The sequence below is a fragment of the Novosphingobium sp. KACC 22771 genome (assembly GCF_028736195.1).
GTDB lineage: Bacteria > Pseudomonadota > Alphaproteobacteria > Sphingomonadales > Sphingomonadaceae > Novosphingobium.
Genome location: NZ_CP117881.1, coordinates 240,947 through 260,368, shown reverse-complemented (window position 1 = coordinate 260,368; position 19,422 = coordinate 240,947). Strand labels below are relative to the sequence as shown.

The window sequence follows — 19,422 nt, the reverse complement described above, 5'->3', positions numbered from 1 at the left end:
GTTAGGCCGCTCCGTGAAGGGGCGGCCCTTCTATTTTGTGCCCGGTTTTGGCGGGTTTTCCCGCCTCGAAAACGCTCGGAGATGACCCGTGACCCAGCCCACCCCGCTGATGCCGCATGCAACGGCCTCGTGGCTTGTCGACAATACCGCGCTCACGTTTGAGCAGATCGCAGACTTCTGCGGACTGCACATTCTTGAAGTGCAGGCGATGGCCGACGATCTGACCAGCGCCAAGTATATGGGCCGCGATCCGCTGCGCGCGGGCGAATTGACCGCCATCGAAATCGAACGCGGCCAGAATGACCCCAATTATCGCCTGAAAATGTTCAAGGCGCCCGTCACCGTCAGCCGCACCAAGGGTCCGCGCTATACGCCCGTGTCCAAGCGTCAGGACAAGCCCGACGGCATCGCCTGGATCCTGCGCAACCATCCCGAAGTGTCGGATGCCCAGATCAGCAAGCTGATCGGCACCACGCGCACCACCATCGCTGCGATCCGTGATCGTTCGCACTGGAACATCGGCAACATCACCGCCAAGGATCCGGTAACGCTGGGCCTGTGCTCGCAGCGCGAACTGGACGCGATGGTGGCCAAGGCCGCCAAGGGCCGCAGCGCCGAGGATGACGAGGCCGACGTCCAGCGTCTGGGCAGTGACCGCGATGCGCTGATCGAAGAACTGCGCGCCGCCCGCGAGGCACAGGCCAAGGCCGCCAGCGAAGCAGCGCAGGAAGCCGAAGCCGCCGCATGGCTCGCCGCCAAGCGCGCCGCAGAGGCCGAAGGGCGCGAATAAGCGTTTCGGTTTGTTGTTGTGAAAAAGGGGGCTGCCTTTGGGTGGCCCTTTTTTTGGTTTTGCAGGGAGGGGAGGTTTGCCTCCGGCGGGCAAAGGGCGGGGGCCCTTTGCAATCCCGTTAATGGGGTTGCGCGATGGTTCGTAGGGGAGTGGGTGGGGCCTAGGTGTTAAAGCCTGCGGCGCGGAGAGGTCATGCTGGAAAGCGCCGCAGGCTTTCAAATTCCAAACGGCGCGTCCGACACAAAACGCCGAACCCATGGCGCCACGCATACAGTAATGGGAGCGCGAGGGTTATGACCCTCGCATTCATCCTTCCTTTTTCAAACCCCCGATCAAGCCCCACCCCATTGCCCGATCCTCGGATCCATCGCCACCGCCTGCCGCCGCAAGGCCGCCCGCGCCAAGCGCTCCACCTCGACCTTGCGCCGCGCCGCCGCCAAAGGCATCAACGGCGCGGGGCGCAGGATTTCGGCATCATAGCCATCGGCCACGATCAACCCGCACTGGTCGGGGCGAAAGGCCTCGCTTTCCATGCAGGCGCGGTCGAGATGGCTGGCCAGCCCCCAGAAGAAGCGGTCGCAATGGTCGAGATAGTCGGTCCATTTGCCGTCGCCAATCAGGTCGGCGCGCGCCACCTTGATTTCGACGATGATGACCTGCCCCTTGGCGTCGATCCCCATCAGGTCGGCCCGTCGCCCGTTGCGCAGCGGCATTTCGGCCATGCACCAGATATCGTTGCGGGCAAACAGGCGGGAAATCCCCCGTGCAACCGCCAGAGCGTCGGCGGGCATGCCATCGGGAATCAGCGAATCAGGCGAATTATCCATCCTGCCATTTTAGGAACAGAACGCGAACTTACAAGCCCTGATCACCGCCCGGCGGGGCCAGCGCCAGCAATCCGCGCCGTGCCGAGGTGAATTCCTGCCAGAGTGCGCGCGCCGCCGGCACGACATCGCCCCCGCGTTCATGCACCGAGAGCAGCGCCGCCACGCCCGGCTCCATAATGGCCACCAGATCGCCGATGGATTGCTCGATAAGGCGCGCCCGGCGCGGATCGGCCCCGCGCAAGCCCGCCGGAAAGGCCAGAAGCGCGGCCACTTCCTCGGCCGAATTTTCCCCCGCCAGCGCGGCAATCGCCCGCGCCGCTTCGCGCAGCGCGCCCCAGCGCACGCCCAACGGATCGACATTGTCGCCGGGCAAGGCCGCCGAATGGGCCAAAGCATCGGGAGAAAAAGGTACAGGTTCCATGATCCTACAGCGTAAACCGTTAGCCTTGCCAAAATCCTAAAGCACCAAACTTTTTTTGCGTATAGCGAAAATCTCTGGCCACGGCGGCCAAGCGCTGCTAACCGCGCAATCATCCGGTGCGCATCCGTAGCTCAGCTGGATAGAGTACTGCCCTCCGAAGGCAGGGGTCACAGGTTCGAATCCTGTCGGATGCACCATTTTCCCAACATCGCTGGACGCTCGGATTTCCATTCGCATGGGTGGATAATTGCGCGGCGCGCAAAGCGTTGAAACACGGGCCGGTATAAGGCGAAAGCTCCCCCACGGATAAAAGGTTGATTGCGTCGCGCCGGGTCGCTCTGCGCGCGAAATGCGCTGCCTTGCGTGCGCCTGCCGCCGTCCGGCGCAGCTTTCGGAAACGCGCGCCCCGCCCGCTTGCCCCAAGCCTTGCGGTCCGTTCTCAGGCAATACGCCAATCTGCGCTGGCCCCCTGTTTGACACCCTGCGGCCAGTGTGAAACTTTTTGGACAAGTGTGAAGGATTGAGCGGTTATCGACCCGTTCGGCCCCCTTTGCATGGCGGAGAGGATGCCCCCGCAAGGCAGGCAAAGCGACCAGCAACGCACAACAGGGGGACATATGGAGCAAGCACCAACCGGCCGCGATCCGCGGCAAAGACGCGCTCTTGCCGCACCGGCTCTTGGCCTTGGCGGTATGAATAGTTTCAATAAATCCGCGCCGATTACGCATTAGAGCCGAGCGCTGCTGCGCGTTTACCTCGCCCGACGGGCCATTGGCTTCCATCCGCCAGATCAAAGCGCCGCGCCTGCCCGCGGCAACAGGGGACACATCCATGAAGACTCGCGCCATGACAACCCGCAACGGGCGCAAACTTGCCCTTACCGCATCCTGCGCGCTGGCCGCCTTGGCCGCTCCGGCGCTGGCCGCCGAGGGCGAGCCCGCCAACAGAGAACCGGATGCGGGCACGATCATCGTCACCGGCACGCGTCAGGTGGCCCGCAGCGCCACCCAAAGCCTCGCCCCCATCGACGTGCTTTCCGTCAAGGACCTGCAGGCCAGCGGCAAGCAGTCGGTGCGCGATCTGCTGGGCACGCTGGTCCCTTCGATCAACGTGTCGAACAGCGGCGCGGGCGCCAGCTTCGCGGTCAAGACGCTTTCGCTGCGCGGCCTTGCGGGCGATCACGTGCTGATCCTGGTCAACGGCAAGCGCCGCCACAACACCGCCACGATGTTCATCAACGGCACCACCCAGAACGGCCAGTCGCCCGCCGATCTTGACCTCATCCCCTCCAACGCCATCGCGCGGGTCGAGGTGCTGCGCGACGGCGCTTCGGCGCAATATGGCTCGGACGCGATTGCGGGCGTGGTCAATGTCATCCTGAAAGAAGACACTTCGGGCACGGCCACGATGCTGGGCGGCACGACCAAGGATGGCGGGGGCGAGAGCGGGCGCATCTCGTTCGACAAGGGCTTCAAGCTGGGCGAGGCCTCGCTCCACCTTTCGGCGGAAAGCTGGCTCCAGGCGCGCACGATCCGCTCGGCCCCCAATCCGGGGCAATTCTACGCCCGCGTGGGCCAGCTCTACAGCGCCACCACCGGCACGCTCGACCCGCGCGAGGCCACCGTCAACCGCAATGTCAACAAGGCGGGCCAACCGGCCAGCGAAGGCTTCAACCTTGGCTATGATCTCAACATCCCGGTCGGTGCGGTCAAGCTCTACAGCTTTGGCACCTTCAGCCACCGTAACAATGACGCATGGCTGACCTATCGTTTCCCCGATGCGCCCAACAATATTCCCGAGATCTATCCCGACGGCTATTCGCCCCATCTGCATATCAGCGACCATGACTATCAGGTGACGGCGGGCATCAAGAGCCAACCGGGCGGGGCGATCAATTTCGACCTTTCCTCCTCTTATGGGGTCAGCCTCGTCTCGCTGGTCGAAACCACCGCGCTCAACGCCTCGATGGGGCCGAACAGCCCGACCACCTTCTATATCGGGCGCACGAAAAGCACCGAATGGACCAACAATCTCGACCTGCAAAAAGACGTCAATCTGGGCCTGTACCAGCCGCTCTCGGTGGCCGTTGGCGCGGAATACCGGCAAAGCACCTATGGCATCGAGGCGGGCGAACCGGCGTCCTACATCGATGGCGGCTACAAATCGACCAGCGGGGCCAATGCGGGCGTGCTGCGCACCAGCGGCTCGCAGGGTGTGACCGGCTTTGCCCCCAGCATGGCGGGCAGTTGGAAGCGCCGGGCATGGAGCGCCTATGTCAACCTTGAGCAAAAGATCCTGCCCGGCGTCGAGGTCGCGCTGGCCGGTCGGCACGAGGATTATTCCGATTTTGGCAAGACCGACACCGGCAAGGTTTCGGCCCGCATCGAGCCGACCAAGGGCTTTGCCCTGCGCGGCACGGCCAGCACGGGTTTTCGCGCGCCCACGTTGCAGCAGCAGCATTATTCCTCGGCCAGCACGATCAATGTCAGCGGCGTGCTGCTGCCGGTTTCGGCGCTGCCGGTGGATTCGCCCGCGGGCATTGCGCTGGGGGCCAAACCGCTCAAGCCCGAGCGCTCGACCAACTATTCGCTGGGCTTTGTGTTCAACGCCATTCCCCGCTTCAACCTGACGGTGGACGCCTATCAGATCAAGCTGAAGGACCGCATCCTGCTTTCCTCCACGTTGCAGGGCGCGGTGGTGCGTTCCGTGCTGGCCTCGGCCGGGATCACCTCGTCGGCGGGCGGGTTCTATTTCTCGAACTCGACCGACACGCGCACCCGCGGCATTGATATCGTCGGCACCTATCGCGCCGATCTTGGCGAAATGGGCAATGCCAATTTCAGCCTTTCGGCCAATTTTTCCGAGACGGTGTTTACCCGCGTGGATTCGGTCCCGGCGGTGCTGTCCTCGGCGGGCCTCGTGCTAATCGGGCGCGATCGTCAGGGCGACTTTACCGTCGGCACCCCGCGCAACAAGTTCATCGCCAATGTGGCCTGGGAAAAAGGCCCCGCCGCGATCAACCTGCGCGCCACCCGGTATGGCAGCGTGACCCAAGTGAACGCCAGCGCTGCCGGGCCTGATGCACGGATCGACCCCAAGGTGATCTTCGACCTCGACGCCAGCTATAAATTGACCAGCGGCATCAAGATCGGCGTGGGCGCGAACAATATGTTCAACATCTATCCCAACACTTTGCCCGCCTCGCTGCAGGGCAACGGCTTTTCGCTCTACAACGCCTATTCGCCCTATGGGGTCAGCGGCGGCTTCTATTACGCCCGTCTCAGCTTCGGTTTCTGATGCCATGTCCTGGGGGCCGCGCTTTGTGGCGGTCCCCGCTTTTTCCGCGTGGAGTATGCCATGAGTTTTGCCCAGCGCCCCTTCCTTCTGGCTTCGCATGTTGCGCTGGCCCTTGCGCTGTCCGGGGCGCCCGCGATGGCCGCGCCCGCCAATCTGCCCCCGCCGGGTGGCGAAGTGCCGCAAGCCTTCGATGTCCATGCGGGCACCTCCTATGCGGTCGCCGCTTCGCCCGATGGGCAATGGTTGGCCTTCGACCTTCAGGGCAGCCTCTGGACCATCCCGGCCAAGGGGGGCGAGGCCAAACGCATCACCGATTATTTCAACGACGCGCATCTGCCGACATGGTCGCCGGACGGATCGCGGATTGCCTATTACGCCTATCGCGATGGCGATTATGACCTGTGGACCGCGCGCGCCGATGGCAGCGATGCGCGCCAGTTGACTCATGGCGAATTTGACGACCGCGAACCAAGCTGGTCGCCCGATGGCAAGAGTATCGCCTTTGCCAGCGAGCGGGGAGGCGGTTATGACATCTGGACCATCGACATTGCCAGCGGGGCCTTGACGCAATTGACCAAGGGCCCGCGTGAGGACCGCGCCCCGGCATGGTCGGCTGACAGCGCGACGATTGTTTTCTCCGGTGGGGGCAGCCTCTATTCCGTCCCCGCGCATGGCGGAGAAGTAACCACCCTGCGCACGGCCCCCACCGGCGCCCGCTATGACAGCCCCTCGCTGTCGCCCAAGGGCGAGTTGGCCTATGTCGTGGCCGATGGCGCGGGCAGCCATTTGGAGATCGACGGCAAACTGGTCTCGGGCAAGGAGAATGTCTTTCCCTTCCGCGCGTCATGGGTGGGGGCCGATGCCTATTACATTTCCGACGGCCTGATCCGCCGCCGCCATGGCGCGAAACTGGCCACGGTGCCTTTCACCGCGCGGCTGGAGGTGGTGAAGCCCGTTTACACCCGCGCCAAACGTGATTTCACGTCCACCGCCCCGCGCCGCGTGCTGGGCATTCAGCATCCCGCGCTTTCGCCCGATGGCCAGAGCATCGCCTTTGTCGCGCTGGGCGATCTCTATGTCGTCTCCTCGGCGGGCGGCAAGCCGCAAGCCTTGACCCATGACGAGGCGCTGGAGGCCGATGCCGCATGGTCGCCCGATGGCAAGAGCTTGGCCTATACTTCGGACAAGGGCGGCGGATTGCCTCAAATCTGGGTGCGCGATCTGGCCACGGGCAAGGACCGGCAGGTGACCAACAGCCCCAACCAGCCTTTGGGCGCGGCATGGTCGCCCGATGGGCGGCGCATCGCGTTTCTCGACACCGATGGCCGCTGGGGCGTGGCCGGATTGCAGGTGGTCGATGTGGAAAGCGGGGTGATGACCCGCCTGCAACCCAGCCTGCCGCAGCCGGGCAAGCCAACATGGAGCCCTGATGGCCGCTATGTCGCGGTTGCCCTGTCCAAGCCCTATTCCACGAGTTTCCGCGAGGGCAATAATCAGATCTGGATGATGCCCTCCGATGGCAAAGGCGCGCCGTTTTGGCGCGATGCGGACAAGGCCTCGCTCGATTCGCGCGGCGGGGGCGGGCCGGTGTGGTCGCCCGATGGGCAGAAGATGGCGGGGATTCAGGATGGCGTGCTGAAAATCTGGCCGGTCGCGCCCGATGGCACGGCGCTGGGATCTCCTCGCGCCTATACGTCCGAAATCTCGCATTATCCGACATGGAGCGGGGACGGCAAATCCGTGCTGTTTCAGGCAGCGGACAAGCTGAAGATCGTCAGCGTTGAAACCGGCGCGATCCGAGAGGTGCCGCTCGATTTCACCTATACGCTGGCCATTCCCAAGACGAAGATCGTCATCCATGCGGGCGGTCTGGTCGATGCGGTGAAGGATGCAACGCAGGCCAACAAGGATATCGTGATCGAGGGCAACCGCATCGCGGCGGTGCTGGACCATGACCCGGCCCATTATGCGGGCGCCGACAAGGTGATCGAGGCGCCGACTCTGACCGCCATTCCCGGCCTGATCGACCATCACGCCCATGCGCAAAAGGATTTCGGGGCCAATTTGCATCTGGCATGGCTGTCCTATGGTATCACGACAGTGCGCGATCCGGGCAACCAGCCCTATGACGGGATCGAGGACCGCGAGGCATCCGAGGCGGGCGTGCGGATCGGGCCGCGTATCTACACCACCGGGCCTTTGCTGGAATGGCGGCGGGTGTTTTACCGGATGGGCGTGGCGGTGTCCGGCCCGGCGCATCTGGAGCGCGAAATCGTCCGGGCGCGGGCGCTGAAATATGACCTCATCAAATCCTATGTCCGCATGCCCGATTTCGGCCAGCGCCGTCTGGTCGAGGCCGCGCATGAGATGGGCGTGCCGGTGGCCACGCATGAGATATTCCCCGCCGCCTATACGGGCGTCGACAATACCGAGCATCTGGGCGCGACCAGCCGGCGCGGTTTTTCGCCCAAACAAGGCCCGCAGGGGCGCGTCTATGACGATGTGATCCAGTTGTTCGGCCGGTCGGGGCGGACGCTGACCCCGACCAATTTCGGGGCGATCAACACCTTCCTTGCCAAGCATCCCGAATTCCGCCGCGATCCGCGCCTTGCGCTCTATCCCGAATGGGCGCGCAAGACGGTGAGCGAGGGCGAGGCCTTGCCGCCTGCGTTGCTTTCCATGCAGGCGGGGCAACTGGAGGGGCTGAAGGCCATGAAGGCGGCCGGTACACTGATCACGGCGGGCACCGACACGATGATCGCGCCCAATCTTCAGGCGGAAATTGCCTCCTATGTCGATGGCGGGTTCACCCCGTTTGAGGCGCTGCAGACCGCCACGGTCAATTCGGCCCGCGCGCTCAATCTTGACGCGGGCACGATCGAGGCGGGCAAGCTGGCCGACATCATTCTGGTCGAGGGCGATCCGCGCAAGGATATTGCCGCCACCTTCCGCGTGAAGCAGGTCATCACCAATGGTCGCCCGTTTACCGTCGAGGAGCTGATCGCTAAGGCCCAGCGCAAGCCGTGACGCGTTACAGCACGCTGTTGCGCAGGAATTGCGTCACATCCTCGCCCGCGTTGGCATAGGCATAGTGCTGATCGCTGGGGAACACGCGAAACTCGCCGGGGTTCAACAGGACCGTCTCGCCCTCCAGCTCAAGGGCGAGGCGGCCTTGGGTGACATAGATGATCTCGTGCCATCCGGTCGGGTCGGGCTCCGCCTGATAGCGATGCCCGGCGGCGAGCGACCACGACCAGAGCTGGGCCTCTTTTTGCGCGGGGGCGGAGCCGAGCAACAGGGCGAAATCGGCCGGATCGCTGCCCCGCCACATGGTTTCGTTGACATTGCGCATCTCGGCGCCCGGTGCCTTGACCATGGCGGTGAAATCCACCCCCAGCGCGATGGCCAGCCTGTCGAGACTGGCCAGGCTGACATTGGCCTCGCCGTTTTCTACGCCCACGATCATCCGGCGGCTGATGCCCGAGGCATCGGCCAAGGCCTGCTGGCTCATGCCCGCCGTCTGGCGATACCGGCGCAGATTCTGGCTGACATGGACCAGCACGTCGGATTTGGGCGCGGCCTCGTGCGATTTGGTGTTGTGCATTATATTGCTCATTGCTAATTGCGCATTATGTTGCACATTAACGCCCAAGACAAGCCCCGGCGCAAGCCCGCATCATGGTCCATCAGCCGCGAGGAAATGGTCCTCATCGGCATCACCATGCTGTGGGGCACAACCTTTCTGATCGTCCACACCGCGATGCAATACAGCGGGGCGCTGTTCTTTGTGGGCCTGCGCTTCATGGTGGCGGGGGCCGGGGGCTGGCTGCTGTTTGCCCGGACCATGCGTGATCTCAACCGCCGCGAATTGGGCGCGGGGGCGCTGATCGGGCTGGCCATCTGCCTTGGCTATGGGCTGCAAACCTATGGCCTGCGCACGATCACCAGCAGCCAGTCGGCCTTTATCACCGCGCTTTATGTGCCGATCGTGCCGCTGCTGCAAATGGTGGTGCTGCACCGGATGCCGCATATCATGAGCTGGATCGGCATCGCGCTGGCCTTTGCCGGGCTGGTGCTGCTGGCCGGGCCCAAGGCGGGGCATATCGGGTTGAGCACCGGCGAGATGGCCACATTGCTGAGCGCGGTGGCGATTGCGGCGGAGATTATCCTCATCAGCCGCTTTGCCCATGGCGTGGACAGCCGCCGCGTGACCGTGGTGCAATTGCTGGCCGCTGGGGTGTTTTCGTGGACCGCGATGCCGCTGGCGGGCGAGGGTGTGCCTGCCTTCTCGCCTGTCTGGCTGGTGGCCGCGGTCGGGCTGGGGTTGGCCAGTACGCTGATCCAGCTGGCGATGAACTGGGCGCAAAAGACCGTTTCGCCCACGCGGGCCACGGTGATCTATGCGGGCGAGCCGGTGTGGGGCGGCATCGTCGGGCGCATCGCGGGCGACAGGCTACCCGCGCTGGCGATGCTGGGCGGGGTGTTGATCCTCCTCGGCGTGCTGGTCAGCGAATTGCGCGCTTCTCCTCCAGACGCTGCATAAAGCGCTGTGTGTCAATAATCGCGCGGCGATGCCTGCCCTCGCCGATCAGGGCAAAGTCATCATGACAGGTTACGCGAAATTCCAGTCTGCGCCCCTCCACCGCGATCAGTTCGACCTGCGCGGTAATGGTCGCGCCCAAGGCGGTCGGCGCGATATGGCTGACATCAACATGGATCCCCAGACTGCACTGACCCGGCGCCAGATGGGGGCGCAGGGCCAGAATGCAGGTGTTTTCGATAAAGCCGACCATCATCGCCGTGGCCAGCACCAGGGGCATATCGGCAAAACCGGCCCAGTCAGGCGTGACATGGGGCACGGTGTGGCGCTCGGCCACGACCATGCTTTCGCGGTGAGTGAGGCCGGGGATCAGGCCGGTGGTCATGGATGGCCCAGCGTCCAGACATAGGCCGCCACCGCCTTGACATCCGCCGGAGAGAGCGCCGCGCCGCCCATGGCGGGCATCGCCCCGTTTGCTTTCTTGGGCTTGTCCACGCCCTTGGCAATCGTCGCGGCCAGACCTTCGGGCGAGCCATCGCTCCACAGATATTGCGGCCCGACCAGCGATCCGCCCGCCATCGACCCGCGCCCGTCGCTGCCATGGCAACCCACACAGGTGCCGCCCTTGGCCTGGCCCAGATAGATGGCGCGGCCCAGCGCGACCTGCTGCGCGCTGATCCCGGCGGGCAGGCGGCCAGAGACCGCCGCCTGCGCCGCCTTGGCCTCGACCTTGCGCGCAGGCGTCAGCGGCGCATTGGCCGCCCCGCGATAGGTGATGCGCCAGATCCGCCCGCGCACATCATCGGCAACATAAAGCGCGCCATCCGGCCCGACGGCCAGCCCGGCCGGACGATGCTGTGCGCGGCCCGGCTCTTTGAAACCCCCGGCAAAACCATCGGCAAAGCGGAGCCATTTGCCGCTCGCCTTGCCGTCGCGCAGCGGCTGGAAAGCGACAAGATAGCCATCCTGCGGCGCGGGGGCGCGGTTCCATGAACCGTGAAAGGCGATGAAGGCGCCCTGCTGATAGGCGGCGGGGAAGGCCCGCCCGGTGTAGATCGTCACATCATTGGGCGCCCAATGCGCGGGGAAGGCCGCCACGGGCCTGTCCTTGCCCGCGCATTCGCCCTGCGCTTTGCCGTCGCCGCCATATTCGGGGGCCAGCTTGTGGCGGTTTTCAAACCCGTCGAAATAGCAGGTCGGCCATCCGAAATCGGCGCCCTTATAGGGCGAAAACAGGATTTCGGCGGGCAATTCGACGCCCTGCTGTTCGGTGTAATACTGGCTCCAGTTCTGGCCCAACTGGTCGCGGCCATGCTGGGTGGCGAAAATGCGGCCCGCGCTGTCAAAGGCGATGCCGCCGGTGTTGCGGATGCCGGTGGCCCAGCGCGCTTCGGGGCTGAAGGCCTGCCCTTCCTTGTCGGCGCGATAGGCCCAGATGCCCGCCCGCGTCAGCGCCTCGGTGCAGGGGGAAAGGCCCTTGGCGCCCGGTTGGCGGTTGGGGCTTTCGCAGGCATTGCTGGCCGAACCGGAATTGACCAGCAGCGTACCGTCCGCCTGAATGGCAAAGGGGTGCATCGGATGATCGCCCGAGAGCGGCAGGCCCGACAGCACCGTCGAACCCGCGCCCGCCGGGGCCAGAACGCCCGGCTTCATCGCATAGCGCACAATCGTGTCATGCTCTTCGACAAACAGCGCGCCATGCCACAGCGCGATGCCGGTACCGCCATGGCCGCCCTTGGCCTCAACCCCGCCAAAGCGCGCGGTCCTGTCCGCCACGCCATCGCCATTGCTGTCGCGCAGGGCGATGACAAAGCCGCCATCGGGCGCGGGCGGCCCATTGCGGAAATAGCGGCCCGACCATGAATTGACATAGACCGTGCCATCGCCCGCCACGGTCAGATGGCGCGTATGGCCCAGATTGTCGGCAAACACCGTGGCGCAGAAACCGGGCGGCAGCGAGAGGCCGCCATTGTCCTTGGCGCATTGCGGCGCAGGGGCCTTTCCGGCCGCCATCAGGGCACAGGTGCTGCCCAGCAAGAGGGGGGCAGCCATCATGGCGGCGCGCAAGGCAAGAGGCATGGGATGTCTTCTCCGCAAATCTGGTTTTCCTTGGCATATCAGCCAAAGGCGCGGCGCGAAAGGTTTCGCAGGCGGCATCTGGCGCCGCGCGCGGGGTTGGGTTAGCCTGCGCCCCATGCAAGACGAGCCCCACGCCGCGCCCCCCGGAACCTGGATTTCGCCCCGGCCCCACACATGGCGGCGCGAACAGAAGATTGCCGCGCTGGTGGCCATTGCGCTGCTGGCTCTGGCGGGATGGTGGACGCTGCGCCCCTTTTTGCATGCGCTGGGCTGGGGCGGGATTTTTGCCGTCTCGCTCTGGCCGCTGTATCAGCGCAGCGTGGCGCGCTGGCCAAGGGGGCAATCGGTGGCCCTGCCTGCGGCCTTTACGCTGGTCATCCTGCTGATCTTTGTCATCCCGCTGGTGATGGTGGCCAATGCGGTGTTTCATGACACGATCTCGCTGGCGCAATGGCTGGCCGTGGCGCGGGTTCAGGGGGTGCCGGTGCCCGAGGTGCTGCACCATCTGCCCTATGGCGAGCAGGCGGCGGTGTGGTGGCAATCGGCGCTGGGCACGCCCGAGGGCATCAGCCGCCTGTCGCAACATGCATCGCCGTCCTCCGGTCTCTCGCTGGGCACGGGGGAAAAGATCCTTGGCGGGCTGGCGCATCGGCTGTTGCTGGTGGGCTTTATGCTGATGACGCTGTTCTTCCTGCTGCGCGATGGGCAAAGCGTGGCCCATGCGATGCGCGTGGCCACCCGCCGCGCCTTTGGCCTGCCGGGCGAGAATGTCGCCGATCAGGCGGTGCTGGCCATTCGCGGCACGGTCAATGGCCTGGTCATCGTCGGCTTTGGCGAGGGGCTGATTCTGGGCGTGATCTATGGCCTTGCCGGGGCCAGCCATGCCGCGCTGCTGGGCCTGCTCACGGGCCTGCTCTCGGCGATCCCGTTCGGCGCGACGGTGGCCGTGGCGGTGGCGGCGCTCATTCTGGTGGCGGGGGGCAAGATGCTGGCGGCGGGGATTGTCGCGGTGGTCGGGCTGGCGCTGGTGTTTATCGCCGACCATTTCGTGCGCCCTGTGTTTATCGGCGGATCAACGCGGCTGCCCTTCGTCTGGGTGCTGCTGGGCATTCTGGGCGGGGTCGAGGGCTGGGGCCTGATCGGGCTGGTGCTGGGGCCTGCGGTGATGGCGGTGCTGATGCTGTTGTGGCGCGAATGGATCGGCGCGGTCAAAGGCCCGCTCAACCCCGTGCGCGACCAATGCGCCGGGGATGAGCCGACGGTGGATTAATTATACAGCACCGCATAGCCGGCATTGGCATAGGTGATCTGGACCAGAGTGGCCGCCTCGGCCACTTCGACGCCGGGCAGCATCTGATCGCGGGCAATGTTGCGCGCGGCGGCCCATTGGCCGCAGACCAGCATCCGCACGCCCGCCTGACGCAGCGCATTGAAGATCGCCTTGTTCGGATTGTCGATGCCGTACTTCTTGCGATATTCCGCATCGTTCAGCACCGCATCGCCCGCCGGGCCATGCAGGATCATCGCAAAGATAATATGCGACGGCGGCACCTTCGCCGCGATCAGTCCGTTCAATTGAAGTGCCACGCGGCCAAAGGCGGGCAGGGGTTTGGCCGGATCGGGGGCGCCGGTCGCCGCATCAAAGAGCGCCTTGTATCGGCGCTTGGTCGAGCGGGCGATGGCCGCGCCGGGGATCTCGACATAGCCGCTGCTGCCCGCAATCGCGGGCGCTGTGGGTTCGGGCCAAACGCGCGGCTCGGCCGCCTGCGCCATCGACGGAACGCCCAGCGCGGCCAGCGCGGCGATAATACGAAAGGTGTTATGCATCATGATCCTGGTCTCCCGCGATCATGATGGGGCAAGGACCGCCCATACTCAAGGCCATCAGGCCCTGGCGGCGGTGACGATGATCTCGACCTTGTAATCGGGCGTGGCCAGTTTCGATTCGCCCGTGGCGCGCGCGGGGGGAACGATATCGGCCACCCACGCATCCCACACCGCATTCATCTCGGCAAAATCGCCCATATCGGCCAGCCAGATCTGCGCCATCAGCATATGCGCCTTGGAACTGCCCGCCGCGGCCAGCAGGCGCTCGATTTCGGCCAGCACGGCCTGCGTCTGCTCGGTGACGGTTTCGCCTTCCTCGCATTGGCCCGACAGATAGATCGTGTCGCCGTGGATCACGGCCTGGCTCATGCGCGGGCCGGATTCGATACGGGTGATGGTCATGCGGCGGGTTCCTTATGCGTAGCGCGAGAGCGCGAGATCGGCGGTTTCGATGGCGGGGCGGCGGCCGCCGATGATGTCGGCAATGACATGGGCCGAACCGCAGGCCATCGTCCAGCCCAGCGTGCCATGGCCGGTGTTGAGGAAGAGATTGCCGATGCGCGTGGGGCCGATCACCGGCGTGCTGTCGGGCGTCATCGGGCGCAAGCCGCACCAGAAGGATGCGGCCGAAAAATCGCCCGCGCCTGGAAACAGCGTGCCCGCCGAATGTTCGAGCGTGGCTCGCCGGGCTTCGGGCAGATCCATGTTGAAGCCGGAGATTTCCGCCATGCCGCCAATGCGGATGCGGTCGCCAAGCCGCGTGATCGCCACCTTGTAGCTTTCATCCAGCAGGGTCGAAACCGGGGCCAGCGGCTCGTTGACGATGGGCACGGTCAGCGAATAGCCCTTGACCGGATAGACCGGGACTTTCAGGCCCAGAGGCCGCACCAGATGGGGCGAAAAGCTGCCCATCGCCACCAGATAGGCGTCAGCCGTGACCGGGCCGCGATCGGTTTCGACGCGGGTGATGCGTCCGCCTTCCTCGACGATGCGTGCGATATTCGTGCGGTTCATGAATTCGACGCCCGCCGTGCGCGCCATTTCGGCCAGAGCATTGGTGAATTTGAAGCAATCGCCCGTTTCGTCATGGGGCAGGCGCAGGCCCCCTGCAATCGGCGCGGTGCTGCTGGCCAGACCCGGTTCGGCGGCGATGCAGCCTGCCTTGTCCAGCACCTCGAATGGCACGCCATCGGCCTTGAGCACCGCGACATCCTTGGCGATATTGGCCAACTGGCTCTCCTCGCGGAAGAGTTGCAGCGTGCCTTGCATCCGCTCGTCATAGGTGATGCCGGTCTGGGCGCGCAGTTCGATCAGGCAATCGCGGCTGAATTCGGCCAGGCGCACCATGCGGCTTTTATTGATGGCATAATCACGCGCGTTGCAATTGCCCAGCATCGCCACCAGCCATTTCAGCATCGCCATATCCGGGCGCGGGCGCAGGATCAGCGGCGCATGCTTCATGGCCAGCCATTTGATTGCCTTCATCGGAATGCCCGGCGCCGCCCATGGCGAGGCATAGCCGGGCGAAATCTCGCCCGCATTGCCGAAACTGGTTTCCAGCGCAGGCCCGTCCTGCCGGTCGATCACCACCACCTCATGGCCCGCCTGGCGCAGATACCATGCCGAGGTGACACCGATGACGCCGCTGCCGAGAATGGCGATTTTCATGACGCGATGCTTTCCTGTTGGGCCTGTTGGGCCGCAACGCCGATGTAATGGCGTTCAAAGCGGCGGCTCAGTTGGGTGAGGATTTCGTAGGAGATGGTGCCCGCATCATGGGCCACATCGTCGATGGTCTGATGCGGGCCGATCAGTTCGACCGGCGCGCCGGGATAGAGGTGCTCGTCCGGCACATCGGTGACATCGAGCGTGATGCTGTCCATCGAAACGCGCCCGATGATCGGTGCGCGATGGCCCGCGACAAACGCCGCCCCGCGATTGGACAGAGCGCGAGGCCAGCCATCGGCATAGCCCACCGGGATCGTGGCGATGCGCGTTTCGCGCGCCGCGTGAAAGGTCATGCCATAGCCCACGCCCGCGCCAACCGGAACGGTGCGCAATTGGGCAATCGCGGTTTCCAGCGCGACAACCGCGTGCATCGGGTTGGCCCCACCGCGCGGCGCGCCGCCATACAGCGCGATGCCCCCGCGCACGAGGTCGAAATGGCCGCGTTCAAGAAAGCACCCGCCGCTGTTGTCCAGCGCGCGAGGCAGGCCGGGGAAACGCTCGGCCATGGCGCGAAAGCGGGCGGCCTGATCGGCGTTGGCGGGGTGCTCCGGCTCATCGGCGCAGGCCAGATGGCTGATCAGAAAGCGCAGGTCGAGCCAGTCGGCCATGGCCGGGTCGGCCAGAAAGCCGTCAACATCCTCCGGCGGCATGCCCATGCGCGACATGCCGGTATCGACCTGAAGGATGGCGGGCAATGGATGGCCCAGCCCCCGCGCCAGATCGGTCCAGCGCCGCGCCTGATCGAGCGAATTGAGGACAGGGATCGCGCCCATCGCCTCGCACTCGGCTTCCTGTCCGGGCAGCAGACCGTTGAGCACATAGATCGGCACGCCCTTGGCCACCAGCGGCTCGGCCTCGCACAGCAGCGCGACGAAGAGATGGCGGCACCCCTGCGCCAGCAGCACATCGGCCACGCGCGCCGAGCCCAGCCCGTAGCCATCGGCCTTGACCACGCCCGCCACCTGCGCCGGGGCGACGGTATCGCACAGCAATCGGTAATTGGCCGCCAGCGCGCCCCAGTCGATCGTCAGCCTTGCCCCTGCGCCCATCTGCGCCTCCACAGAAATTCCGTAGGCCGATGCTATCGCATCCTTAATCGAATTTATGGCCAATCAGTCGTCGATCATGCTAAGAACTGCGCATTCACGCAATATTCGACGACGAAGGCGCCCAATTATGTCATTCATCATGGACGGAGTAGACCGCGCCATCCTGCGCATCCTGCGTCAGGACGCCCGCAAGCCCAATTCCGAGATCGCCCAGAGCGTCGGCCTCTCGCCCTCGGCCTGTCTGCGCCGCATCCGGTTGCTGGAGGCCAATGGCATCATTGCCGGCTATACGATCATCACCGGCGGCGAGGGCGACGGCGAACAGGCGGTCGATGTCGTGGTTCAGGTGACGCTGGACCGCCAGAGCGAGGATTATCTGATGCGCTTTGAAGCCGCCGTACGCCAATGCCCGGAGGTGCGCGAATGCTTCCTGATGACCGGCGACGTTGATTACTGGCTGCGCATCCGCACCGAGAGCGTGCGGGCCTATGAGGCGATCCATGGCGAGATCCTCTCGCGCCTGCCGGGGGTGCGGCGGATCAGTTCGAGCATTTCGATGCGCGATGCCATGCGTCCGCGCCGGTCGAAACCGGGGCGGCGGGGGTAATCGGCCCCGTTTAACGCTTCATCCTCGCCACCCATTGCCCCTGTAACCGGCGCAAGGGGGCGAGCCATGGCAGGCGGCCATGCGCGCGGTTTTCGGCCATACGCGCCACCAGCACTTCGGGCGGACAGGGCAGGCCGGTGACCGGATCGAGATAGCGCGGATAGAGGATCAGCACGCCCGCCACCAATTCATCCAGCGCCAAGGCCCGCCCGCGCCGGTCGGGCACCGGGCCCAGATCGCGGGTCAGGCCCCATCCGGCGTAGAAGGGCGTGCCATGGCACGTCACATCGCGCCCGCGCATCAAGGCCTCAAACCCGGTCAGCGAGGTCAGCACATGGACCCCATCGACCGTGTCGAGCAGCGGTGCCATGCCCCCGCCGCGCACGATCCGGTCGGCCAGTTGCAGCACCTCGCCATCGGGCAGGGCGCCCTTGCGATGGCCCGCATCGACATCGGGGTGGGGGCGGAACCAGATTTCTGCATCGGGCTCCAGCCCGCGGGCGCGGCGCAGCAATTCTAGGTTTGAGCGCAGGCCGCCCCCGCCCGCGATCACCGACATGTCATCCTCGACTTGTCCGGGCACCAGCACCAGCCGCCGCGCGCCGCGCCGGGGCGGGCTTTGCGCGGTGTCGGCAGCATATTTGCTGATCCCCGCCGCGACGATGGTTTCGCGCAGCATGCGGGCGCGTTCGAGCAGGTTCGCGGCAAAATCGGTGTGCGTCAGAATGGTTTCCAGATCGCTGGGCCGTGCCGGATCGAAATGGATGCCGCCCCGGTCCACCACGATGGAGGAGGGCGGCACCAGATTGCTGCCCAGCCCGACCGAGCGTACAAAGCCATCCTCGATACGGACCAGCGGCACGCCCTGCGCCCCGGCCTGCGCCAACAGGGCGGGCGAGACGCGGGAGGGCCAGATGGCCAAGGCCCCGCCCCGGCGGCGGGCCGCGCCAAGCGCTCGGCCCGGCCCGCTCGTCATCCGCAGATCATCCCCGCCGGACCACAGGAAACGGCGGATTTCGGCGCGCTTCCACCATGCCATGCCGCAGGCCGCGACGATGCCGCGATTGGCCTCGATGATCCGCCGCCATTCGGCCAGAAGGTCGATGGTGGCATCCAATGTGGCGGGCGCGCCGGTAAAGGGGTCGCGATATTGCGCCGATGTCAGCGCGCGAAAGGCGCGGCGGTCCAGCGCGGGATCATCCTCGCCCGGCGCGCCATAGCGGCCCGGCGACAATACGCGCACCGCCACCCCGGCAATGCGGGCCAGCGCGACCCATTCGTCATCGCCATGGGCCAGCAATTCCTCCGCCCCGTCCAGCGCCGACCAAGGATCGAGCGGAGCCAGCCCCCCCCGCCCGGCCAGCGCGCGATGCAGCGCGCGCGATGCCTTTGCCGCCACCCACAGGTCCGATGGGCCTTCCCCCCAGGCCGCGACGTCCGCTGCGTCACGCGGGCGCAGCACACGCCCGGCCGGTGTGGCCAGCCCGCGCGGCGCAGCCCAAAAAGCGCCGCCGACCCGCGCCGCGCGCAGCCGGGCGAACAGGGCGGCGGGATCGGCGGCCTCACTCTCGCCCGCCAAGGTCAAGTCGACAGGCCCCACCCCCGGAAAGGGCGGCGCGCGCAGCAAGGGCGCGCTCATGGCCTTTGCCCCCAGACGGGGATGCGCCACGCCCCGTCCGCCTCGCGGCGCAGCAGGCCATAGCCGCCGGTAGGCAATTTGAGGCTGGGCAGGCCGCGCATCGCCACCGTCAGCCCCGGATCGGCCAGCAGCGCGAAACGCGCCGCGCCATTGCTGGTGACCAGCAGCACCGGGCCATCGGCGGGCGGCGCGGCAAACAGCGCCCGCCATCCCTCTATCCTCCGTTCGGCATCGACCCGCCATCCCGGCGGGGGCAGGGCCTGCGCATCCCACGCCGCCAGCGCATCATGGCCGATCCGCGCCAGAACTGTCGCTTCGTCCTTGTCCTCATCGGGCCCATGGTCGATCTCGGCCAGCCAGTCGCAAATCACGGGAGCAGGCAGGCCGCCCTGTGCCCCGACAATGGCCTGCGCCGTGGCCCGCGTGCGCAGCAAAGGCGAGGCCAGCACGCGGGCAAAGCACCAGCCCAGCGCGGCAAAATGCGCGCCCAGCGCCTCGCCCTGCGCCCGGCCGTCATCGGTCAGCGGCAGATCGGTGCGCGCGCCGATACGGCGCGGCGGCTCGCCCGCGGCAAAGGTGTTGCCATGGCGGACGATGACAAACATCGCGGGCTTTTCC

Annotated in this window: 17 protein-coding genes and 1 tRNA gene; 7 read left to right on the top strand and 11 right to left on the bottom strand. The window is 65.7% G+C overall.

Translation table 11 applies throughout. The features are described from left to right. Nucleotides 1-88: 88 nt before the first annotated feature. Nucleotides 89-790 carry a DUF1013 domain-containing protein gene (locus tag PQ467_RS01150; protein ID WP_168603213.1) on the top strand — a complete coding sequence of 234 codons (702 nt, stop codon included), beginning with the start codon at nucleotides 89-91 and terminating at the stop codon, nucleotides 788-790. A gap of 332 nt (nucleotides 791-1,122) precedes the next feature. Here the strand turns inward: PQ467_RS01150 and PQ467_RS01145 are convergent, their stop codons facing one another. Further along, entirely contained in the window at nucleotides 1,123-1,617 is a 495-nt protein-coding gene (locus PQ467_RS01145; protein ID WP_274174746.1) for an MmcB family DNA repair protein, read from the bottom strand. Between the two features lie 28 nt (nucleotides 1,618-1,645). Continuing rightward, a complete protein-coding gene (locus PQ467_RS01140; RefSeq protein WP_274174745.1) occupies nucleotides 1,646-2,038 on the bottom strand; it encodes a hypothetical protein in 393 nt (130 codons plus the stop codon). Between the two features lie 120 nt (nucleotides 2,039-2,158). On the opposite strand from PQ467_RS01140, the gene PQ467_RS01135 reads away from it, so the two are divergent. The 3 genes from PQ467_RS01135 (at nucleotide 2,159) to PQ467_RS01125 (ending at nucleotide 8,362) form a co-directional block, all read left to right on the top strand. Continuing rightward, nucleotides 2,159-2,235 (top strand) — tRNA-Arg (locus PQ467_RS01135). Between the two features lie 634 nt (nucleotides 2,236-2,869). Beyond that, nucleotides 2,870-5,335 (top strand): TonB-dependent receptor plug domain-containing protein, encoded by a 2,466-nt coding sequence (locus PQ467_RS01130; protein ID WP_274174744.1) that lies wholly within the window; start codon nucleotides 2,870-2,872, stop codon nucleotides 5,333-5,335. A gap of 60 nt (nucleotides 5,336-5,395) precedes the next feature. Then, nucleotides 5,396-8,362 carry an amidohydrolase family protein gene (locus tag PQ467_RS01125; RefSeq protein ID WP_274174743.1) on the top strand — a complete coding sequence of 989 codons (2,967 nt, stop codon included), beginning with the start codon at nucleotides 5,396-5,398 and terminating at the stop codon, nucleotides 8,360-8,362. Between the two features lie 4 nt (nucleotides 8,363-8,366). Here the strand turns inward: PQ467_RS01125 and PQ467_RS01120 are convergent, their stop codons facing one another. Beyond that, on the bottom strand, nucleotides 8,367-8,939 hold the full coding sequence (locus PQ467_RS01120; protein WP_274174742.1) for a helix-turn-helix domain-containing protein: 573 nt from the start codon (nucleotides 8,937-8,939) through the stop codon (nucleotides 8,367-8,369). A gap of 27 nt (nucleotides 8,940-8,966) precedes the next feature. Here PQ467_RS01120 and PQ467_RS01115 point away from each other — a divergent pair, with 27 nt between their 5' ends. Continuing rightward, complete coding sequence (locus PQ467_RS01115) at nucleotides 8,967-9,878, top strand: DMT family transporter (protein WP_274174741.1); 912 nt, start codon at nucleotides 8,967-8,969, stop codon at nucleotides 9,876-9,878. On the opposite strand, the gene PQ467_RS01110 is transcribed toward PQ467_RS01115, so the two are convergent. Next, nucleotides 9,841-10,260: a thioesterase family protein gene (locus tag PQ467_RS01110; RefSeq protein ID WP_274174740.1), complete on the bottom strand. Its 420-nt coding sequence runs from the start codon at nucleotides 10,258-10,260 to the stop codon at nucleotides 9,841-9,843. The two genes, PQ467_RS01115 and PQ467_RS01110, sit on opposite strands and share 38 nt — an antisense overlap. Further along, nucleotides 10,257-11,954 carry a c-type cytochrome gene (locus tag PQ467_RS01105; RefSeq protein WP_274174739.1) on the bottom strand — a complete coding sequence of 566 codons (1,698 nt, stop codon included), beginning with the start codon at nucleotides 11,952-11,954 and terminating at the stop codon, nucleotides 10,257-10,259. The genes PQ467_RS01110 and PQ467_RS01105 overlap by 4 nt, the downstream gene beginning before the upstream one ends. Nucleotides 11,955-12,069: 115 nt before the next feature. On the opposite strand from PQ467_RS01105, the gene PQ467_RS01100 reads away from it, so the two are divergent. Continuing rightward, nucleotides 12,070-13,224 (top strand): AI-2E family transporter, encoded by a 1,155-nt coding sequence (locus tag PQ467_RS01100; RefSeq protein WP_274174738.1) that lies wholly within the window; start codon nucleotides 12,070-12,072, stop codon nucleotides 13,222-13,224. Here PQ467_RS01100 and PQ467_RS01095 read toward each other — a convergent pair. The 4 genes from PQ467_RS01095 to alr are packed head-to-tail and all read right to left on the bottom strand — an operon-like array spanning nucleotide 13,221 to nucleotide 16,570. Further along, entirely contained in the window at nucleotides 13,221-13,784 is a 564-nt protein-coding gene (locus tag PQ467_RS01095) for a DsrE family protein (RefSeq protein ID WP_274174737.1), read from the bottom strand. The genes PQ467_RS01100 and PQ467_RS01095 overlap by 4 nt on opposite strands. A 54-nt stretch (nucleotides 13,785-13,838) precedes the next feature. Next, nucleotides 13,839-14,183: a RidA family protein gene (locus tag PQ467_RS01090; RefSeq protein WP_274174736.1), complete on the bottom strand. Its 345-nt coding sequence runs from the start codon at nucleotides 14,181-14,183 to the stop codon at nucleotides 13,839-13,841. 12 nt (nucleotides 14,184-14,195) lie between these two features. After that, nucleotides 14,196-15,449, bottom strand: coding sequence for a D-amino acid dehydrogenase (locus PQ467_RS01085; protein ID WP_274174735.1), 1,254 nt, complete (start codon nucleotides 15,447-15,449; stop codon nucleotides 14,196-14,198). Beyond that, nucleotides 15,446-16,570, bottom strand: a complete 1,125-nt coding sequence (alr, locus tag PQ467_RS01080) for an alanine racemase (protein WP_337995104.1) — start codon at nucleotides 16,568-16,570, stop codon at nucleotides 15,446-15,448. Before alr ends, PQ467_RS01085 begins: the two co-directional genes overlap by 4 nt. 115 nt (nucleotides 16,571-16,685) lie before the next feature. Between alr and PQ467_RS01075 the strand changes: the two genes are divergently transcribed. Further along, nucleotides 16,686-17,165: an Lrp/AsnC family transcriptional regulator gene (locus tag PQ467_RS01075; protein ID WP_274174734.1), complete on the top strand. Its 480-nt coding sequence runs from the start codon at nucleotides 16,686-16,688 to the stop codon at nucleotides 17,163-17,165. Between the two features lie 10 nt (nucleotides 17,166-17,175). On the opposite strand, the gene PQ467_RS01070 is transcribed toward PQ467_RS01075, so the two are convergent. Then, nucleotides 17,176-18,804 carry a capsular polysaccharide export protein, LipB/KpsS family gene (locus PQ467_RS01070; protein WP_274174733.1) on the bottom strand — a complete coding sequence of 543 codons (1,629 nt, stop codon included), beginning with the start codon at nucleotides 18,802-18,804 and terminating at the stop codon, nucleotides 17,176-17,178. Next, nucleotides 18,801-19,409, bottom strand: a complete 609-nt coding sequence (locus PQ467_RS01065; RefSeq protein WP_274174732.1) for a histidine phosphatase family protein — start codon at nucleotides 19,407-19,409, stop codon at nucleotides 18,801-18,803. The genes PQ467_RS01070 and PQ467_RS01065 overlap by 4 nt, the downstream gene beginning before the upstream one ends. Nucleotides 19,410-19,422: the final 13 nt, after the last annotated feature.